Here is a 19,595-nt window from a genome sequence, read left to right as displayed (position 1 = left end):
CATGCTCCTTTGGATCGCAGCAGACGGGCACCCCCCGCCCGGTCCCCATCCTGCCACTGCACGGGAGGGCACAGGGAAGAGATTTTGCGAACAGCGGGGTGGCGCGCAGCGAACCGCGCGCCACCCCGCTGAATCACGTGCAGTCGATGGTCGGAGCGGCCCAGTCGGCGCGGTCGTTGTACCCACCGTCGCCGGCGTCACCGACGTGCAGCACCAGCACCTGCGCGCCCGTCACGTCCACCGTGAACGGCACACCCGACCCGCGGGCGACGACGCCGCTGTCCCACTTCGTCGTGCCGTCGGTGGCGACAGAGAACGTCGCCGTTCCACCCTCCGGCCCGACGTTGTTCACGACATCGTCGATGCCGACGACGCCCGTCAGCTTCGTGCAGGCGCCGCCGAGGTAGTACGTGATGTCAGAAGGACTCGCAACGCCGAGTCCTGTCGGATAGACGGTTCCCGCAACCTTGATCGGGTTCCCGCCACCGACACTCTGGTCGACCGCGGGTGTCATCCAGCCGCTCGTCGCAGAGATCCACGGCTGGTGGGAGAGGGCGAAACCAGTGCCACTCGGTGGTGGCGGCGCGATGGTGACCCGAAGTGCCGGTGACGTGACATCGCCGACCGACGCACTCACCTCGTGGGCGCCGACCGTGGCAGAACCGGGGACTGTCACGCTGAAGTCGACCTTCTCGGCGCCCCCAGGACGGACGAGCAGCGGCTGGCTCCCGTTCGGTTTCGCTGACCAGCCGTCCGGCACACTCAGGGTCACCGAGGGGGAAGCGACCGGTGTCGTTCCGTCGTTACGGAGCGTCACCGCGACGGTGAGCGTCGTGCCGCCGGAGGTGAGCAGCGAGCTCGTCGGAGTGACCGCCGAACCGTTCACCGCCGTCACCTGGGGAGCGGAGACCAGCAGACGCGGAGTACCGGGAGCACCGGTGGCCTTCGCGACCGTCAGCAGGGCAGCGCCGTGCGCCGGCACTTCGGCGCGGATGATGTCCCTGGCCTCCGTGACGGTGTGGGTCCACGCATCCTTCACAGTGATCCGGGCGGCGTCCACGCCGACCGCACCCGCGGTGGTCTGGATCTCGGTCGCCGAGTCGCCGCGGTTGAGCAGCGCGACAGCGACCGAACCGTCGGCCATCGGCTTCACCCAGGTCTCGTCGACCCCTGCGGCGCCGACACGAACTGCCTGCTTGCCGAGCGGGTCCTGATCGATCGCGAGCACGTCGCTGTTGGTCAGGCTGGAGAGGGATGCGGCGCTGAGCTTGCGCGGGTCGCTGGCGATGACGAGCGGCGCGGCCGACATCGACCAGAGCGACATCTGGGTCCGGAACTCCTCGTCGGTCATCCCGAGCTCCGGCCCCAGGTAGTCGGGGTCGTTCCAATGCCCGGGTCCTGCGGCTTCCGGATGCCGGGCGTTGGCATCGAAGTTGCGCAGCATGTCGCTGTACTTCATCATCCCCACGAATCCGGCATCCGTGTAGGTGCGCCACGATTCCGCGATCTGCGGGGCGTAGCTCCACGAGTTCGTGGACTGCTGCGACTCGGGATAGTTGCCCCAGTCGGGTGAGGTCACGGGGTTGCACAGGTTGAAGATGATCGGCCGGTGGCTGCTGTTGTTGCGCAGCGCGGTGGCGAATTCGGTGTAGACCGTCTTCGGATCGAGGTTCGCCGTGATCCCGCACAGGAAGTCGACCTTGACGGCGTCGAATCCCCACGCAGCGAAGGTGTCGGCATCGGTCTGGTAGTGACCGTAGCTGCCGAGTCCGCAACTGCCCGGAATGTACGGGCCCGCATCCGTATAGATCCCGGCCTTCAGTCCCTTGGCGTGGATGGCCGCGGCGAGCGCACCCATGCCACCCGGGAATCGGGTGGGATCACCCTGCAGCTTGCCGTCGGTTCCGCGGGGCGTGGCCGACTGCCAGCCACCGTCGAGCCAGACGATGTCGTAGCCCTTCTTCGCCAGCCCGCTCGAGACCAGGAAGTCGGCGACGTTCAGGACCTGGGCGCTGGTGTAGTCGCCGCCGAGACCGTAGTAGGTGTTCCAGCCCTGGTATGGCGTCGGGCTCAGGCTCGGCTGCCCTACCGATGTTCGAGGCGCGACTGCTGCGCTCTTCTCCGCCGGCGGCGCGGCGGCCGCAGACTGCGCGGCCACTCCGACCGTTCCGACCACGAGCACCGCTGCCAGCACGGCGCTCACTCTTGCTCTCAATCGCATTCGCTTCTCCAGACTTCATCGTCATCCACGCGTCGGGCCGCTCTGTCATCACCATGCAAGCGCGGCGTAAGCGCCTTCGGAATGCAGAAGCAGCGCAATAACTGGACGATCCGACGCATCGGCGCATCGTGCAGGTCTCTCGTCGGATCCGCCATTCCGCGGCGCCCCGGCCCCCCCGTAATCTCACAAGGGGTGTGCAACGTGAAGGGAAACGACGTGGTGAATCAGTGGGTGCTCGCGACCGCGGGCTCCGAGTATGTGGTCAGCCTCTCGCCCGACGGCTCCGGGCTCGTCCTGGACCATTGGGGGCCTCCGCTTCACGGCGGCACGGAACCATGGAGCGAACCCGACCGGTTCCTGCAGTACGCCTTCCCACAAGACGCGGCGCCCCTCGAGTACGCGTCTGCGGGTCACCGCCAGACCGCTTTCGGCGAGTTGATCGTCGACCGCGGTGACGGCGCGACCGGGGCCCGGTGGCAGTGCGAGGACACGGCCGACCCGGCGACGATCGAGACATCGGGGAGCAGGACCACCCTGACCGTCGCATTCCGCGACGAGACCGGCACTCTGAGGCTCACACTGCTCACCGAGGTCGACACGGCACACGACGCGGTGCGGCGCAGCGCTTCGATCGAGAACCTCTCCGACGGGACGATCGTCCTCGATCGGGCGTTCAGTGCCGGATGGCCGCTCCCTGTCGGCCGGCGACCGCGCATCCACTATCTGGCGGGCGCGTGGTCGCAGGAGTTCGGGATGCACGCCATCGACCTCGATCTCGGCACCTTCTCCATCGGCAGCAGGCTGGGCGTGACGAGCCTCGCGTTCAATCCCGTCGTCACCGTCGAGTCGGCCGTCCCCGGCCGGGAGCCGGAAGCGTTCGGTGTGGCACTCGAGTGGAGCGGCAACTGGCGGCTCCAGGTCGAGGCGCCGTTCGCGGGCGACCGCGTGCGCGTGTCGTGCGGTGTCGACGACGAGACGAACCGCATCACGCTGTTCCCCGGTGAACGATTCGACAGCCCCGTTTCCTCGGGGGTGTGGAGCGGAGACGGGCCGGATGGCGTCGCCCGCGCCTGGCACGCCTATCAGCGCGACCGGCTCGCCCGGACCCTCGACACCTCTCACCGGCCGGTCGTCTACAACTCGTGGATGGCGACCGAATTCGACGTGCGTATCGACCACCAGCTCGAATTGGCCGCCGTGGCGGAGCGTCTCGGTGTCGAAGTCTTCGTTGTCGACGACGGCTGGTTCCGAGGACGCACCAGCGACCGCGCCGGCCTGGGGGACTGGACACCGGATCCGGTCAAATTCCCACAGGGCCTCGACCCGCTCGCTGAGGCCGTCATCGCAAAGGGGATGCGCTTCGGCCTCTGGGTCGAGCCGGAAGCGGTCAATCCCGACAGCGACCTATTCCGCGCGCATCCGGAGTGGGTGTACCGGGCAGCGGACCGGCCCCTGCTCACCAGCCGCAACCAGTATGTTCTGGACCTTGGCCGAGCCGATGTCGTCGCGTGGGTCGAGGACACCCTCCGCGGCATCCTCGATTCGACGCCGATCAGCTACCTCAAATGGGACATGAACCGCCCGATCAGCGACGGGGGCCGGCCCGGAGATCCGCACGGGCGGGAGTGGAGCATCCAGCACGCCCGCGGGTACTACCGGATCCTCGCGATGCTGCGACGTGAGTATCCGCATGTCACGATCGAGGCGTGCGCGGCAGGGGGTGGCCGCATCGACAACGCCGTGCTGGCCCTCAGCGACGTGGTGTGGCCGAGCGATGAGACCGGTCCACGCGACCGGCTGCTGATCCAGCACGGGTTCCTCTCCGCCTATCCGCAGCACATCATGAGCTCGTGGGTGACGGATGCCCCGGGAACGAGGGATCGTTCAGCGACCAGCTTCGAATACCGTTTCCTGGTCGCTATGGCCGGGTCCTTAGGGATCGGCGCCGACCTGCTGAAGTGGGATGAGACGCGCGTCGCGCGTGCTGCCGAACTGGTCGGACTGTACAGGTCGCTACGTCACCTCCTGCACACGGCGGAGGTGACGCGCCACGGTGAGCCCAGCGATCCGACGTACGCCATCGAGTACTCGCCGGCAGCGCAGGACGCTGACCCGGTGATCGTCCTCGTCTTCGACCATGACCGCGACCGGGTCTTCGATCACGATCGCGTCCGCATCCGGCCGAGAACCCTGGAGCCGGAGCGCCGCTACCAGTTGCGCGGAACAGGGACCACGGTCACCGGCGCCCAGGCTGCATCGACCGGGGTCGTCGTACCATTCGCACTCGCAGTCGACGCCGACATCCTCGTGTTCGATCCGGTCGGATGACCGCCTACACACTCCACGCCGGAGGGATCACTGCGACCATCGCTCCGGATCGGGGCGGCGCCATCACGTCGATCCTCGCGGCCGGCCGGGAGTGGCTGGCGCAGCCATCGGCCGATGCCGTCCCCGTGCCTCCTCCGATCGTCTTCACCGACGGCGCGATGGCCGGATGGGACGAGTGCGCGCCCTCCATCGACGCGTGCATCGTCGACGGCATGGTCGTTCCCGACCACGGCGACGTGTGGGGCCACCCATGGTCGGTGCTGGACGCATCCGAGACACACCTCACGCTCACGGTGACGAGCGAGGCACTCGGCTTCCGGATGACCCGGAGTCTCGCCGTCGTCGGCGCCGGCACGCTCGGGTTCGACTATGTCGTCGAAGCGCTCGACGCGCCGCTGCCGTTTCTGTGGGCCGCGCATCCGCAGTTCTCGAGTCCGCCGGGCTCGCATGTCGAGCTTCCCACCGATGTCACGACCGTGGTCGACGTGCTCGACGCCGGCCTGCCTGCACTGCCCTGGAGCGCATCCCTCGCCGGCATCGACACCGTGGACACCGGCGGCTGCCGAAAGCTCTACGTCGACCCGGCGACGCGGACCTCGTCCGCCCGGCTCGTCCATTCAGACGGCGCAGCCGTGACGTTCGGCTGGTCGGACGCCGCTCCCTACCTCGGCATCTGGTTCGACAATCGCGCTTACAGCCGCGAGCCTGTCATCGCTCTCGAGCCTGCGACGGGCTACTTCGACTCGCTCGCCACGGCTGTCACGCTCGACCGCGTCGCCCGCGTCGAGCCGGGTCGTCCGCTGGAGTGGTCGCTGGCCGCCGCTTTCCGCGCTACTTGACCGAGCCGAGTGCCAGTCCGCCGATGAAGCTGCGCTGGAAGAACAGGAAGACCAGCGTCGACGGAATCGCTGCGATCACGGTCGCCGCAGCGATCACCGACCAGGACGATACGTACTGACCCTGCAAGGAGAGCACCGCGGCCGTCGTCGGCATCTTCGACGTCGTCTGCAGGAGTGTGATCGACCAGAGCAGGTCGTTGAAGATCCAGGTAAACGACAGCGCTCCCAGCGCGGCGAGCGCCGGTCTCGTCAGCGGGAGGATCATCTGGAAGAAGATCCTGACGGTTCCGGCTCCGTCGATGGAGGCCGCGTCCTGCAGCTCTCCCGGGATGGATCGCATGAAGCCGTAGAGCACGAACGTGTAGAAACCGAGGCCGAACGCCGTCTGCACAGCGATGACAGCGGCCAGCGTGTCGTACACGTTCAGCTGCTGGCTGACCCGCGCGATCGGGATCAGGATCATCTGCACGGGCAGCAGGTTTCCGGCGAGCATGATCAGGAGGATCGTGCGGCGGAAGGGGATCCGGTAGCGACTGAGTCCGAAGGCCGCCGCGGCAGACAGGAGCAGTGTGAGGAAGACCGTCGGGATCGTCACGATCATGCTGTTGACGAGCGCCTGGAACAGTCCGCCCTGCGTCCAGGCGTCGCTGTAGGTCTGGAGCGTGAAGCTGTGGGGCAGGCTTCCGATGCCGTTGGCCGCGATGTCGTCGAAGGTGCGGAACGAGGTGACGACGACGATGACGATGGGTGCGAACCAGGCCAGCGCGATCAGCGACGACGAGGCGTGGAACATGCCGGTGCGCCAGGGGTGTCGCCTGCGCCGTACGGTACGGCGTGCGGGCGGGGCGGGAACGATCGGCGGATGCTCGGAGGGCCGGATGTCGGGCGCGAGTGCGGTCATGATTCCTTCTCCTCCGAGAGCGCACGGACCAGGTAGGAGATGATCACGGCGAGCGCGAGCACGAAGATGACGACGGCGATCGCCGAAGCGTAACCGAGGGCCCTGGTCTGGAATGCGGTCGAGAACATGTAAGTGCTGAGCAGTTCGGTCGAATGGAACGGGCCACCACCGGTCATCGCCCAGACGATGTCGAAGGAGCGGAGCGAGTCGATCACGATCACCGACACGACGACCAGGGTGACGTTGCGGAGCTGGGGGAGAACCACGAAGAAGAAGCGCTGGAAGGCACCGGCGCCGTCGACGCGGGCCGCCTCGAGCACCGCCGGGTCGATCGCCTTGAGCCCGGCGATGAACAGCACCATCACATACCCGATCTCCCGCCACAACGCGGCGACGATGACCGCGTAGAGAGCGGTATTCGGGTCGCCGAGCCACACATGCGTCCAGCTGTGAAGGCCCACGGCGTTCAGGAAGGTGTTGAGGATCCCGTTCGGCTGGAAGAAGGTGTCCCAGATGAGGGCCGTGACGACGAGAGAGAAGACGATCGGGAGGAAGAGGGCGGTGCGATAGAGGCCGACTCCCCGGCGCTCGGACTGGAACAGAAGGGCGACGCCGAGACCGCCGAGGAACGAGATGCCGCCGAACAGGACGACCCAGATGGCGGTGTTCTTCAGTGCCGTGAGAAAGATCGGGTCGGTGGCGAGGGCGGTGTAGTTGGTGACACCTGCCGGGGTGGCCGGGGCGAAGCCGTTCCAGTTGAGGAACGAGAACATCACGCCCTGGATCGCGGGCCAGAAGACCGCTAGCGCCTCGATGACGAACGGGATCAGGACGAAGGCGAACACCGCCGGCGGCGGAACGGAGAACCGCCGCCGCCGGCTGGTGCGAGGTGCGACCGAGGTCACTTGCCTGCCCGGATCTTCGCGGCAGAGGCCTGCCAGGTCGCCAGGATCTGGTCGAGGCCCTGGCCCTTCTGCGAGATGAACTGGGTGACTGCGGTGTCGGCGGGAGCCTCGTAGGCGTCACCGGCATCCCGGTTGAAGAACTGGGTCACCTGGGAGGCCTTTTCGAGCATCGCCTTGCCCTGGGCTGCGAGACCGTCGAGCTTCTGCTTCGCGTCGGGGTTGGCGGCCAGCATCGTTCCATCCGCTCCACCGGCCCCGTTGACCAGAAGCGTCTGGGCCTCCGGGCTTGCCGCGTAAGCGAGGAAGTCCTTGGTCAGGTTCGGCCGAGTGGTCTTCGAGCTTGCGAAGAATCCGTCGGTCGGGGCCTCCTCGGCGGTGGGAACGCTCGAGTCGATGATCGGGAACTGGAAGAACCCGAGATCGGAGCGGTCACCCTTGGGCACCGCGGTCTCCATGAATGCACCGGTCAGGTACATCGCTGACTTGCCGTTCGAGAAGTCGGCCACCGACTGGTTGTACGAGGTGCCGAGCACCGACGGGTCGAAGTAGGGGAGCACCTGCTTGAACGCGGCGAACACCTTGCGCACTTCGGGGCTGTCGAACGATGCCTTGCCCGACAGGAGCTTCAGGTGGAAGTCGGCTCCGTTGATCCGCAGGTCGAGGTAGTCGAACCATGCGGTTGCGAGCCAGGCGTTGTCGCTGAGGCCCGCGGTGATCGGGTTCACGCCCGCCGCCTTGATCTTCGCCGCGTCGGCGAGGAACTCGTCCCAGCTCGTCGGGGGAGTGATGCCGAGCTTCGTGAAGACCGACTTCTTGTAGTAGACACCCCACCAGTAGTAGTCGGTCGGAATGAACACCTGTTTGCCGTCGGCGGTCGTGCTGAGGGTTTTCAGCGCTGCCGGGAAGCTGGTCAGGCTCTTCTTCCACACGTCGGACAGGTCGAGCAGCAGACCCTGGTCTGCGAAGTCCCGGGTAGCCTGGCCGGCATACCACGTGTACACGTCGGGCGGGTTCTGGGCGGTGAGGTAGGTCGGCAGCTGTTTGTCGAACGTGGTCGTCGGCATCGAGTTGACGGTGACCTTGCCATTGTTCTGGGATTCGAATCCCTTCACCATGGCCTTGAGGCCGCTCATCTCGGCGGCGGGAAAGCGGGACTGGAAGACGATCGGGCCAGACGCATCCTTACCGGTGCCGCCTGCTGCGGCGGTACCACCGGTCGAGACGCAGCCGGCGAGAGCGACGGTCGCGGCGATGGCCATGGCGGTTCCCGCCAGCCACCGCTTCGGGTGTCGGGTCATCTTTGACTCCTTAGTAGATATTGAAATGTGTCAGGATGCCAAAACGCTAAGCGCCCCACCGGTCGCGCGAGTAGAAGAAACTCGTTGACTAACTGGACAAAACGCTGGCGGGCGTAGACACTCTCCTCATGCTCATTCCCGACGGATTCCCCGGCCAGCGCATGCTGGTGCTCGCTCGTCCCCGCGTACGCGAATTCCTCAACCAGCCGGGAACGTCCCGTCTCGTGGTCACGGATTGCGGATACTTTCCCGATGCTCAGTCCCACGGGCGCAATCGTCAGCTCCCGATCGGGCAGGCGATCGTGATGGTCTGCACAGAAGGACGGGGCTGGTGCGAGACCGAGGCAGGACATTTCGACGTCGAGGCGGGGGAGGTGGTGATCCTTCCGCCCGGCCATCCTCACGCGTATGGGGCTGACGCCGTCGAGCCGTGGACGCTCTGGTGGCTCCACGCCGCAGGTCCCGAGCTCGCCGATTTCCTGTCCGCTGCCGAGATGGGCATCGAGCGGCCGGTGCGCAGGCCGTCGAACCTCTACCAGGTGGTCTCGCTCATGAGTGAAGTGGTGCAGCGCATGGAACGCGACTCGACCACACCGAGCATGCTCGCCGCCGCCGGCGCGGCATGGCACCTGTTCGCCTTGCTCTCCGCCGACATCGCGTCGTCGGACGGTACCGGTGAACTCATCGACCAGGCCGCCGAATACCTGCGTGCACACGTCGACGAGCAGATCAGTGTCGCCGACCTCGCTGCGATGGCCCGACTCAGTACATCCCACTTCGGTGCGCTCTTCAAGAAACGCATCGGCTATCCCGTATTGCAGTATCACACCCAGCTCCGGATGGCGCGGGCACGCGAGATGCTCGACACCACGGATCGCGGAATCTCCGCTATTGCGACCGAGGTCGGCTATCCGGATGCATTCTATTTCGCTCGGCAGTTCAAGAAAGTCCACGGGGTGACGCCCCGGGAGTACCGTTCACAACACAAGGGCTGATCGGTTTCAGCGTTTTGTCCAGATACTCCGCACGATCCTTCTAGCCGCGAGGCCCTGGCGAAACATAGCGTGATCGGCATGCTTGATGCCGAGAAGACCGACACCACCTCGACCGTCCCCTTCGTCTCGCCAGCGCGCACCGGCGACGACGACCAGATGTCCCGTGTCGAGCTTCCGCCGGTCCCGGAGGAGCTCCGAGGCGATCCGGTTGCTGCGTGGGCGGAGCCGCTCGTCATCGATACGTACATGCCGACAGAACCCAGCCAGTTCCCTGAGTTCTTCGACTACCGCGTCTACCAGGGCTCGTCCGGCCGCGTGTACCCCCTGCCGTTCCATGAACGGATCAGCCAGACGAAGGCGCCGCACACCTGGCAGGCGGTGCACCTCGAGAACGAGTGGGTCCGCCTGGTCATTCTGCCCGAACTCGGCGGGCGCATCTACATCGGCTACGACAAGAGTGCTGACTACGACTTCTTCTATCGCAACAACGTGATCAAGCCGGCGCTCGTCGGGCTCGCCGGCCCCTGGCTTTCCGGCGGCGTCGAGTTCAACTGGCCCCAGCACCACCGGCCGGCCACGTTCCTTCCCACCGACTGGTCGATCGAGCACGAGGAGGACGGGTCGGTCACCGTCTGGTGCAGCGACCACGACCCGTTCACGCGGATGAAGGGGATGCACGGAATCCGGCTCTCCCCGCACAGCTCGGTCGTCGAGGCGCGCGTGCGACTGTACAACCGCACCTCGACCACGCAGACCTTCCTCTGGTGGGCCAACGTCGCCGCCGCAGTGAACGACGACTACCAGTCGTTCTTTCCGACCGATGTGCAGTTCGTCGCCGATCACGCCCGCCGTGCGATCACCTCGTTCCCCCGGGTCGACGGCGACTACTACGGCGTCGACTACCCGTCGCGCGTGACGCCGGAGCGCCCGGACGGCGACCGGCTGGACTGGTACCGCAATATCCCGGTCCCCACCTCATACATGGTGCTGTCCACGGAAGACGACTTCTTCGGCGGCTACGACCACGGCCGAAAGGCGGGTTTCATCCATGTCGCCGACCGCGCGATCGCGCCGGGCAAGAAGCAGTGGACCTGGGGGAACGACGAGTTCGGCTGGGCCTGGGACAGGAACCTGACCGACGACGACGGACCGTACGTCGAGCTGATGGCCGGCGTCTTCACCGACAATCAGCCCGACTTCACGTTCATCGCCCCCGGCGAGACGAAGACGTTCAGCCAGTACTGGTACCCGTTCCGCGACATCGGACCGGTGCATCAGGCCAATCGTGAGGCAGCCGTCCGTTTCGATGTCGAGCCCGGCGCAGACGCGACCGTGATCGGGCTGGGGCTCGCGGTGACGCATCCGCTGCATTCCCTCCGGGTCGTCATCTCCGACGACACCGGCACGGTCTACGAAGCGGATGCGGTGGGAACGCCCGACAGTCCGCTGCTCCTTCGCGCCGAACTGCCCGGCCGCTTCGCCCCGCACGACCTCCGGCTGTCTGTGCTCGAAGCGGGCCGCGAGGTCATCGGCTGGCGTCCGCGCCCTGTCACTGCGCAACTGCCGCCCGCCCCCGCCACCGAACCGGCCCGGCCATCCGAGGTCGGAACCAACGACGAGTTGTTCTACACGGGCCAGTACCTCGAACAGTACCGGCACGCGACCCGCCACCCTGACGGTTACTGGAGCGAGGCGCTCGAGCGCGACCCGGGGGATGTGCGCTCGAATCTTGCGCTCGGCGCGCTTCTCGACGACCGCTACCGGCTTGTCGAAGCAGAGCGACACTTCCGGGTCGCTCTCGACCGCCTGCTGCATCGCGTACCGAATCCCGCCGACGGGGAAGCCCACTACCGGCTGGGCGTCAACCTGGTGCGGCAAGGCCGGGACGCCGAAGCGCTCGAGGTGTTGGCGAAAGCGGCGTGGACGTCTGCCTGGCGCGTCCCGGCGGGCTACGCGGCCGCCGCGATCCACGCCCGGCGCGCTGAATGGGTCTTGACCGAGGTTTCGCTGCGCGACGTTCTGCGCCTGGATTCCGAACACCTGCAGGCGACGTGTCTCCTGGCCGTGATTCTCCGTAGGCTCCATCGCCACGCTGAAGCCGATGCACTGCTCGAGGCCCAGGTACGCCGCGACCCTCTCGACCAGTGGAGCCGGCACCTCCTCGGCCTCCCTCTGACGACGGATGCGCCGACACTGCTCGACGTCGCTCTCGAATACGCGGCCGCGGGATGCGCACGCGCTGCGCTCGACGTTCTCGATCTCGCGCTCGAAGCAAGCGGCGACACGGCTCTGGGGCAGGTGCAGGTCGCGCCCCTCGTGCACTACCACCGCGCCGCGATCCTCCTCGGACTGGGCTGCGACACGGAGGCGGATGCTGCCCTCAGTGCCGCTACGACCTCCGATGCACGCCACTGCCATCCCTCACGACTGGAGGACGTCGCCGCACTCGTGACGGCACTCGAACGCAACCCGGGGGATGCCCGCGCGGCAGCCCTTCTCGGCGACTGGCATTACGACAAGGCCAACTACGCCGAGGCGATCGCCTTCTGGCGGCGAGCGGCAGAAGGCGAACTCGGCGACGATGAGGCCGCCATCGTGCACCGCAACCTGGGGATCGCCGAATTCAACATCCTCGGTGACCCCGCGGCAGCCCGTGAGCAGTTCGAGACGGCGATCTTCTACCTTCCCGGTGACGCGAAACTGCTTTACGAATACGACCAGCTCTGCTCCCGCACCGGCGAGAGCGAGGCTTTTCGGCTTTCCCGGCTCCTCGCGCAACCCGGCCTCGTCGCTTCGCGCGACGACCTGAGCGTCGTCTTCGCCGACCTGCTCAGCGCCGGCGGCACGCCGGAGGCTGCGCGTGAGGTGCTCCTCGGAAGGGTGTTCCAGCCGTGGGAAGGCGGCGAAGGCCAGGTCCTGGCTTCCTGGGAGCGTGCGAACTCGGCGATCGCCTCGTCTCGTCTGGCCGCCGGAGACGCCGCCGGTGCCGTGCGCGCCGCCCTCGACGCTCTCACTCCTCCCCGAACTCTCGGCGAGGCGAGGCACGCGCTCGCGAACACGGCCGATCTCCACTGGATGCTCGGGGAAGCATTCGCCGCAGCGGGAGACGAACGGTCGGCGCGTATCGCGTGGACGGAGGCCGCATCGGCCTCGGGTGACTTCACCGGGATGCGCACCCACCCGTTCAGCGTGAAGACGTTCTCGTCGATCCGTGCCCTACGGCGGCTCGGAAGGGACGCAGAGGCGGAACGGCTCGTCGATGCAGTTCGCGACTATGTCGCCGACCTCCGCGAAAAACCCGCGACGATCGACTTCTTCGCCACCTCGCTTCCGGCCCTGCTGACCTTCCACGAGGACCCGGCCACTTCACGTGATCGCCTCGTGCGGGACCTGGAGCACCAGCTTGCGCTCGTGACCAGCTGAGCCGCTCGCGCGGCGATGGAACCTTTCCGCGCTCCCGATCGCGAGCTCTACGGCGTCGAGATCGGCGCCTCCGCCGGCCTGCCGAGTGGAACGGTGCATCCCATCCTGGCTCGGCTCGAGGGGCTCGGCTGGGTACCTCCCGGTGGGAGGACATCGACCCGTCGGTCGAGGGCCGTCCCGCCCGCCGCTACGACAAGATCAGCGCCGATGGCGGCGGCAGCTCGAGACGCTCTCGCCAGGGCCAACCAGTCTCGGCGTGTTCCGAACTCAGGACCGATTCCACAGCCGGGGTAGTCATGAAAGAGAAAGCGCTCGACCGCAAGGGGCCGCCTCCGCTCGCGCCCCCGTCGTTCCTTCCCTCGCTTCTCGTCGGGGTGGCCTCCCACGTCCTTCCCGGCGGTTCGTGTCGGAGTCGGTATCGGCAGGAGTTCAGGGCAGAGCTGTACGGGATGCCCTGGGGGCGTCAGACCACTCACGCACTCCAGATCGCTGCGTCGTCCTGGTCGCTCCGTTCAGCCATTGCAAGCCCCTGCGAAAGGGGAGTGACATGTTGGCCGTCGTCCGGCGCAAGCCGTTGCTGTGCCTGGTGAACGTGCGCCACCACTGGCGGTGGGAGAGCACCGACGACGTTGACCGCTATGAGCGGTGCAGCAGGTGCGGTAAGGATAAGAATGTGTATCGCGTCGCGTTCGACTGGCAGGGCCGCAACAAGTTCGGACTGTGATCGCGCATTGTGCCGGTGGTGGGACTCGAACCCTACTCAACCCCTGTGGTGGCGGGCAACTTCCGCGTAATTCCGGGGAAGTAGACGCTTACGGACGCCTGCAAATAGGCGCGTACGCGTACAAATGTGGGATTTTTGCGGGTCTCTCGATCGTGTGCCACCGGTGGAACTCCGTCCGCGGTAGCATCTGGCCATGTATCGGCGATCGATGTTCGCGGTGTTGCTAACTCTCGTTGCGCCGACTCTTGTAGGGTGTTCGCTCCTACCGGGGGTGCACGAGTCGAAGAATTCGGCTTCCTCGCCGAGCCCAACCACCGTGTCGAGTCCGCTCGCGACGTATCCCGGCCCGGCAGTTCCGTGGCAGGTGGGCATCACCGGAACGCTTCGACTCGTAGACGGATGCGTTGCGATAGGTGATCGTGGGGACGTGATCGCCTTTCCCGCAGGTGAGGCGTCTTGGAACGATGGCGCACTCACATGGAAGCAACACACCTACCGGGTCGGTGACACTGTCTCGTTCGGTGGGGGAGGTGACGGAAGTCCCTCTCAGGTGAAATACCTCCCGCCCGGCTGTGTTGGCCATCGGGCCTTCCTCGTCGGCTCGACCTAGTAGGCCTATGGCTCGGAGAGAGCAAAAGGGGCAGCCCGGGCCATCTTCGGCAAGGCCCTCACGAACGGCGCCTAGGGGTGGGGTCGATTCCTCAGGGGGGGGCTAGCTGCCGGGAAGAGTGTGCCCGGGTTGGCCACGCCGCCATCTTGACTCCCCTCCCCGTGCGTGCCGCTCCTCGCCGCACGGGCCCAGTAATCTAGCGGGATGTCCAACACCTCCGGAAAAGGTCCCGATGCAACGCTTGATGTGCTCGGAACGGAGTGGGTGGCCACTGAAGACGTGATCATTGACGTCGGACGTGGTGGGCGCAGTAAGAAGCGGCGCATCCCGGTTAGCTTCCTCGATTGGACGATCAATGGCGTCGCCCTTCGCTCTCACCCCCCGAAGCCCAGCGTGGCCGGCGAGCGTACTCTATTGGTCCCGGGGAGGGAGGGTCACCCGTATCCAGTCGAGAGCCTGCGCGCCTTGCTCGATGGATATCAGGAGAACGACAAGGCATGGGTCCGCTTTGCAGACGGTCGTACGGCTATCTTGTACTGCTCCCAGTGCGCCGATCTGAACTGTGCAACCATCAGCGCGCGAATCGAATTTGGGTACACGAAGGTCCGGTGGTCGAGCGTTGCATATCAAACGGGACTGAGCGAAGGACCCGATTTCGAGGGGTTCGAGCCCGTCACGTTCACGTTCGCGCGGAATGCCTACGAATCAACGATCCGCGAGCAACTCCGGCGCTGGGGCGGCTAGCAGAATCCATCGCGGCGGCGCTCCGGAAGCCTCCGCAACTTCAGGTAGGCGCGGCGCATTTGGCATACCGCGCGCTACCTACCACCGCAGGCCCTAGCCCTAACGCACGAAACCGCCAAGGATCGCGCCAATTAGGTAAGCGACGCCATCCAGAAAGATGCCCCAGAACTCGCGCGGAGCGTCGCCCCGCTTATGTGCGCGAGCGTGTTTCGACATGGGCAAATCATAGGGGTACGAGTGGGGGGTCGGCTCCGCGATAAGGGCCACCGTGTTATCCACCTGGCAGCAGCAGGGGACGCCGCACTGATTGTCATGCATGAATCTAAGTCTGCTGTTGCGCCCACCGAGTCCGCCGTACACCGTCGCGCCGCCCGGCTCGGGTACCGCCTCATCAAGTCGCGGTCACGCGATCCCGAGCGCTGCGACCACGGAACCTCTGGCCTGGTCGAGTCCGAGACGAGTCTGGTCGCGCTTCCGTCAGTGGCGGGTAGCGCCTACGGGTTTCCCTCGCCGATGTGGTCGAGCTCGGCCACGCGTCCGCCGCCATGACGCTGGACATCTACGCCGACCTGTTCGAAGACGACCTCGACACCGTGGCCGAACGCCTGAGCGAGGGTGCGACCGCAGCAAATGTGGGTTTTTGTGGGGAAACTGAACCTGGCTGGCCGAGGGTATGCCCGCATCCCACGTGGTCACTGGGAAGTCGGTTGCATTCCCGTTGTGCCGGTGGTGGGACTCGAACCCACACGCCCTCTCGGACAAAGCATTTTGAGTGCTCCGCGTCTGCCATTCCGCCACACCGGCGCACAACAACGCCACTCAGAATACCGTAGGCTTTTGCTCGTGACCGACCAAGAAACCGCCCCTGTCGTCCCTCGCCGCGTGGTCGTTGCGGAGGACGAGTCGCTGATCCGCCTCGACATCGTCGAGATCCTCCGAGACAACGGCTTCGAAGTCGTGGGGGAGGCCGGCGACGGCGAGACGGCGGTGGCGCTCGCGACCGAGCTTCGGCCCGACCTGGTCATCATGGATGTGAAGATGCCCCAGCTCGACGGCATCTCGGCCGCTGAACGGCTCTCGAAGGGGCACATCGCGCCGGTCGTCCTCCTCACGGCCTTCAGCCAGAAGGAGCTCGTCGAGCGGGCCACCGAAGCCGGCGCACTCGCCTACGTGGTGAAGCCGTTCACGCCGAACGACCTGCTGCCGGCGATTGAGATCGCGCTCGCGCGGTACGCGCAGATCATCGCGCTCGAGGCCGAAGTGTCCGACATGGTCGAGCGCTTCGAGACCCGCAAGCTCGTCGATCGCGCCAAGGGCCTGCTGAACGAGAAGATGGGGCTCACTGAGCCGGAGGCCTTCCGCTGGATCCAGAAGGCGTCGATGGACCGCCGCCTCACCATGCACGACGTCGCCCAGGCGATCATCGAGCAGCTCGCCGCCAAGAAGTAGCCTTCAGGCCTTCTCGGCTACGAGAGGTCCTTGATCAGGTTCGTGATGCGGATGGTCGAGCAGCGTTGACCCTGATCGTCGGTGACCACGATCTCGTGCGTCGTCAGGGTGCGCCCGAGGTGGATCGGCGTGCACACTCCTGTCACCCATCCGCTGGTCGCCGACCGCGTGTGGGTCGCGTTGATCTCGATGCCGACCGCGAGGCGGTTCTCACCGGCCCAGAGGTTCGCGGACATCGATCCGAGAGACTCGCCGAGCACGACATAAGCGCCCCCGTGGAGAAGGTCGGCCGGCTGGGTGTTGCCTTCGACGGGCATGCGCGCGACCGCGCGATCGAGCGAGAATTCCAGGATCTCGATGCCCATCTTCTCGGCGAGAGCACCGAGCCCGCGCTCCTTCACATATGCGAGCGCATCCAGAGTCATTTCGCCCTTTCCTCGGTCGTCGGCAGTGTCGCAGGTGCCTTGTAGGCTTGCCTGGTGTCAGACTCCGAAAAGCCTACCCTCCTGATCATCGACGGCCATTCGCTGGCATTCCGGGCCTTCTACGCCCTTCCCGTCGACAGCTTCGTCAACCGCGAGGGTCAGCACACGAACGCGATCCATGGCTTCATCGCCATGCTGATCATGCTGCTCACTCGCGAGAACCCGAGCCACATCGCGGTGGCTTTCGACATCTCGCGCTACTCCTTCCGCACGCGTGATTACCCGGAGTACAAGGGCACGCGTGGCGACACTCCTCCGGAGTTCGGCGGGCAGATCCCGCTGCTCGAAGAGGCACTCCACGCGATGAACATCACCACCCTGTCGAAGGAGGACTTCGAGGCCGACGACATCCTCGCCACTCTGGCGAAGCAGGGGGCTGCCGAGGGCTACCGTGTGCTCGTCGTCTCCGGCGACCGCGACACGATCCAGCTGGTCAACGACGACGTCACACTCCTCTATCCGCAGGTCCGCGGAGTGTCCGAGCTCAAGCGGTACGACCGCGAGGCGGTGCTCGAGCGCTACGGTATCGAGCCGTACCAGTACCCTGAGATCGCAGCACTCGTCGGCGAGACCAGCGACAACCTGACGGGGATCGACAAGGTCGGCGAGAAGACGGCCGTCAAGTGGGTGCAGCAGTACGGAACGGTCGACGAGATCGTGGCCCACGCCGACGAGATCAAGGGCGTCGTCGGCGAGAAGCTGCGCGAGCAGAAAGAGAACGCGCTCCGCAACCGCCGCCTCAACAAGCTGATCGACGACGTCGAGCTTCCGGTCGGCCCCGCCGACCTCGAACGGCGCCCCATCAACGAGCAGGCCGTGCGCGACATCTTCGGCCGTCTGCAGTTCAAGACGCTCCTCGAGCGGCTGCTCAAGACGGCTGAGGCCGAAGGCCAGCTCGAGGGCTCGGTCGCCGACGGCGTCAGTTCGGCGGCGACGGCGATTCCGCCCGTCCGGACGATGATCGACGAAGAGCTCGCACTGTGGCTGGCGCGTGCGTCGGCCGACGGCAAGCCGGTCGGCGTACAGGTCGAGCGCGGCCACCTGGGCATCACCGGCTTCGGGCTGGCGACCCAGGACGACTCGGCCTACGTGCCCTGGGCTCCCGGGCGACCGGACTACACCGCCCTCGAGGAGTGGCTCAGCAGCAGCGCGCCGAAATACTTCTTCCATGCGAAACCCCAGTTCAAGGCGCTGAGCCGCGCCGGCCTCGTTGTCGACGGCCTCGCCTTCGACACGCGGCTCGCAGGCTGGCTGCTGCGGCCGGGAGGCGGCCCGCAGACCCTCGCCGAGCAGGTCTACGACGTCCTCGGCGAGTCCTTGCCGCAATCCGATCCCAACCAGCTCGTCCCACTCACCGAACCGGTCAGCGCAGCGACCGAGGCCTGGTACGTGCTCCGCATCGCCGAAGCCCAGTCGATCGCCATCGACGAGGGATCCCGTCGTGTCCTCGACGAGATCGAACTGCCCCTCGTCGCGGTCCTCGCAGAGATGGAGCTCACCGGGGTCACGGTCAACGCCGAGGTGCTCGCCCGCCTGCGCGGCGAACTCACCGACAAGGCCAACGACTACGCCGCCCGCGCCTACGCCGAGATCGGCCACGAGGTGAACCTCGGTTCGCCGAAGCAGCTGCAGCAGGTGCTGTTCGACGAGCTCCAGATGCCCAAGACCCGCTCCACGAAGACGGGATACTCCACCGACGCTGCGTCGCTCGCCGACCTGCAGGAGCAGAACCCGCATCCGTTCCTCGATCTGCTCCTCCAGCACCGCGACGCGTCGAAACTGCGGCAGATCATCGAGACACTCGAACGCGGTGTCGAAGCCGACGGCCGCATCCACACCACCTACGACCAGACGGGCACCACGACCGGCCGCATCTCGTCGAACGACCCGAACCTCCAGAACATCCCCGTCCGCACCGAAGAGGGCCGCGAGATCCGGTCGGCCTTCGAACACGGCGAAGACTTCGAATCCCTGCTCACCGCCGACTATTCGCAGATCGAGATGCGCATCATGGCGCACCTCTCCGAGGACGCGGGGCTGATCGAGGCGTTCAAGTCGGGGGAGGACCTCCACCGGTTCGTGGGCGCGCGCATCTTCGGCGTCACGCCGGCCGAGGTCACTCCCGCCATGCGCACCAAGGTCAAGGCAATGTCGTACGGCCTCGCCTACGGCCTGAGCGCCTTCGGGCTCTCCAAGCAGCTGCGCATCGAGACGTCAGAGGCGCGTCAGCTCATGACCGACTACTTCACCCGGTTCGGTGCGGTGCGCGACTATCTCCGCAACGTCGTCGAGCAGGCGCGCGTCGACGGCTACACCGAGACGATCTTCGGCCGCCGCCGCCCATTCGCCGACCTCACCAGCACCAACCGCGTGCTCCGCGACAACGCCGAGCGCGCCGCCCTGAACGCGCCGATCCAGGGGTCGGCCGCCGACATCCTCAAGATCGCCATGCTGAACATCTCCGCCGACCTCATCGACCAGAGCCTCAACTCGCGCATGCTCCTCCAGGTGCACGACGAACTGATCTTCGAGGTCGCCCCTGGGGAGTGGGATGCGCTCGAAGCGATCGTGCGCAACCGCATGGCGACGGCGGCCGAACTCCGAGTTCCGCTCGACGTCCAGGTCGGGCGAGGCGCGAACTGGGACGACGCGGCCCACTGATCGCGCCGCCAT

13 protein-coding genes and 1 tRNA gene are annotated in these 19,595 nt (G+C 66.3%); 8 read left to right on the top strand and 6 right to left on the bottom strand.

Features of this window, described 5'->3' with window-relative positions; translation table 11 throughout:
- Positions 1–133: 133 nt before the first annotated feature.
- Positions 134–2,203: an NPCBM/NEW2 domain-containing protein gene (locus G3T36_RS10215; protein WP_338031541.1), complete on the bottom strand. Its 2,070-nt coding sequence runs from the start codon at positions 2,201–2,203 to the stop codon at positions 134–136.
- A 219-nt stretch (positions 2,204–2,422) separates the two neighbouring features.
- Here G3T36_RS10215 and G3T36_RS10210 point away from each other — a divergent pair, with 219 nt between their 5' ends.
- Positions 2,423–4,549 carry an alpha-galactosidase gene (locus G3T36_RS10210; RefSeq protein WP_163289686.1) on the top strand — a complete coding sequence of 709 codons (2,127 nt, stop codon included), beginning with the start codon at positions 2,423–2,425 and terminating at the stop codon, positions 4,547–4,549.
- Positions 4,546–5,388, top strand: coding sequence for an aldose epimerase family protein (locus G3T36_RS10205; RefSeq protein ID WP_163289685.1), 843 nt, complete (start codon positions 4,546–4,548; stop codon positions 5,386–5,388). Before G3T36_RS10210 ends, G3T36_RS10205 begins: the two co-directional genes overlap by 4 nt.
- On the opposite strand, the gene G3T36_RS10200 is transcribed toward G3T36_RS10205, so the two are convergent.
- From G3T36_RS10200 to G3T36_RS10190, 3 genes are read right to left on the bottom strand one after another with little or no spacing between them, the layout of a single operon-like run.
- Positions 5,381–6,289 carry a carbohydrate ABC transporter permease gene (locus tag G3T36_RS10200; RefSeq protein ID WP_163289684.1) on the bottom strand — a complete coding sequence of 303 codons (909 nt, stop codon included), beginning with the start codon at positions 6,287–6,289 and terminating at the stop codon, positions 5,381–5,383. The genes G3T36_RS10205 and G3T36_RS10200 overlap by 8 nt on opposite strands.
- Positions 6,286–7,194 (bottom strand): carbohydrate ABC transporter permease, encoded by a 909-nt coding sequence (locus tag G3T36_RS10195; protein ID WP_338031540.1) that lies wholly within the window; start codon positions 7,192–7,194, stop codon positions 6,286–6,288. Before G3T36_RS10195 ends, G3T36_RS10200 begins: the two co-directional genes overlap by 4 nt.
- Positions 7,191–8,492: an ABC transporter substrate-binding protein gene (locus G3T36_RS10190; RefSeq protein ID WP_163289683.1), complete on the bottom strand. Its 1,302-nt coding sequence runs from the start codon at positions 8,490–8,492 to the stop codon at positions 7,191–7,193. The genes G3T36_RS10195 and G3T36_RS10190 overlap by 4 nt, the downstream gene beginning before the upstream one ends.
- Positions 8,493–8,620: 128 nt before the next feature.
- Between G3T36_RS10190 and G3T36_RS10185 the strand changes: the two genes are divergently transcribed.
- The 4 genes from G3T36_RS10185 (at position 8,621) to G3T36_RS10175 (ending at position 14,988) form a co-directional block, all read left to right on the top strand.
- A complete protein-coding gene (locus G3T36_RS10185) occupies positions 8,621–9,487 on the top strand; it encodes an AraC family transcriptional regulator (protein WP_163289682.1) in 867 nt (288 codons plus the stop codon).
- 78 nt (positions 9,488–9,565) lie between these two features.
- Positions 9,566–12,910 (top strand): DUF5107 domain-containing protein, encoded by a 3,345-nt coding sequence (locus G3T36_RS10180; RefSeq protein WP_163289681.1) that lies wholly within the window; start codon positions 9,566–9,568, stop codon positions 12,908–12,910.
- 547 nt (positions 12,911–13,457) lie between these two features.
- On the top strand, positions 13,458–13,634 hold the full coding sequence (locus G3T36_RS19520; RefSeq protein ID WP_193571062.1) for a hypothetical protein: 177 nt from the start codon (positions 13,458–13,460) through the stop codon (positions 13,632–13,634).
- 814 nt (positions 13,635–14,448) lie between these two features.
- Positions 14,449–14,988 carry a hypothetical protein gene (locus tag G3T36_RS10175; protein ID WP_163289680.1) on the top strand — a complete coding sequence of 180 codons (540 nt, stop codon included), beginning with the start codon at positions 14,449–14,451 and terminating at the stop codon, positions 14,986–14,988.
- Positions 14,989–15,709: 721 nt separating this feature from the next.
- Here the strand turns inward: G3T36_RS10175 and G3T36_RS10170 are convergent.
- Positions 15,710–15,792 (bottom strand) — tRNA-Leu (locus G3T36_RS10170).
- A gap of 39 nt (positions 15,793–15,831) precedes the next feature.
- Between G3T36_RS10170 and G3T36_RS10165 the strand changes: the two genes are divergently transcribed.
- The gene (locus G3T36_RS10165; protein ID WP_163289679.1) at positions 15,832–16,437 is read left to right on the top strand and encodes a response regulator; all 606 of its coding nucleotides are present in this window, start codon (positions 15,832–15,834) and stop codon (positions 16,435–16,437) included.
- Positions 16,438–16,454: 17 nt separating this feature from the next.
- On the opposite strand, the gene G3T36_RS10160 is transcribed toward G3T36_RS10165, so the two are convergent.
- Entirely contained in the window at positions 16,455–16,862 is a 408-nt protein-coding gene (locus G3T36_RS10160; protein ID WP_163289678.1) for a hotdog fold thioesterase, read from the bottom strand.
- A 54-nt stretch (positions 16,863–16,916) separates the two neighbouring features.
- Here G3T36_RS10160 and polA point away from each other — a divergent pair, with 54 nt between their 5' ends.
- Positions 16,917–19,583, top strand: a complete 2,667-nt coding sequence (gene polA / locus G3T36_RS10155) for a DNA polymerase I (protein ID WP_163289677.1) — start codon at positions 16,917–16,919, stop codon at positions 19,581–19,583.
- The last annotated feature ends 12 nt before the right edge of the window (positions 19,584–19,595 follow it).

The sequence above is a fragment of the Leifsonia tongyongensis genome, assembly GCF_010686705.1.
GTDB lineage: Bacteria > Actinomycetota > Actinomycetes > Actinomycetales > Microbacteriaceae > Diaminobutyricibacter > Diaminobutyricibacter tongyongensis.
Note: the sequence above shows the minus strand (reverse complement) of the source record. Positions and strands in the feature narration are given on the sequence as shown.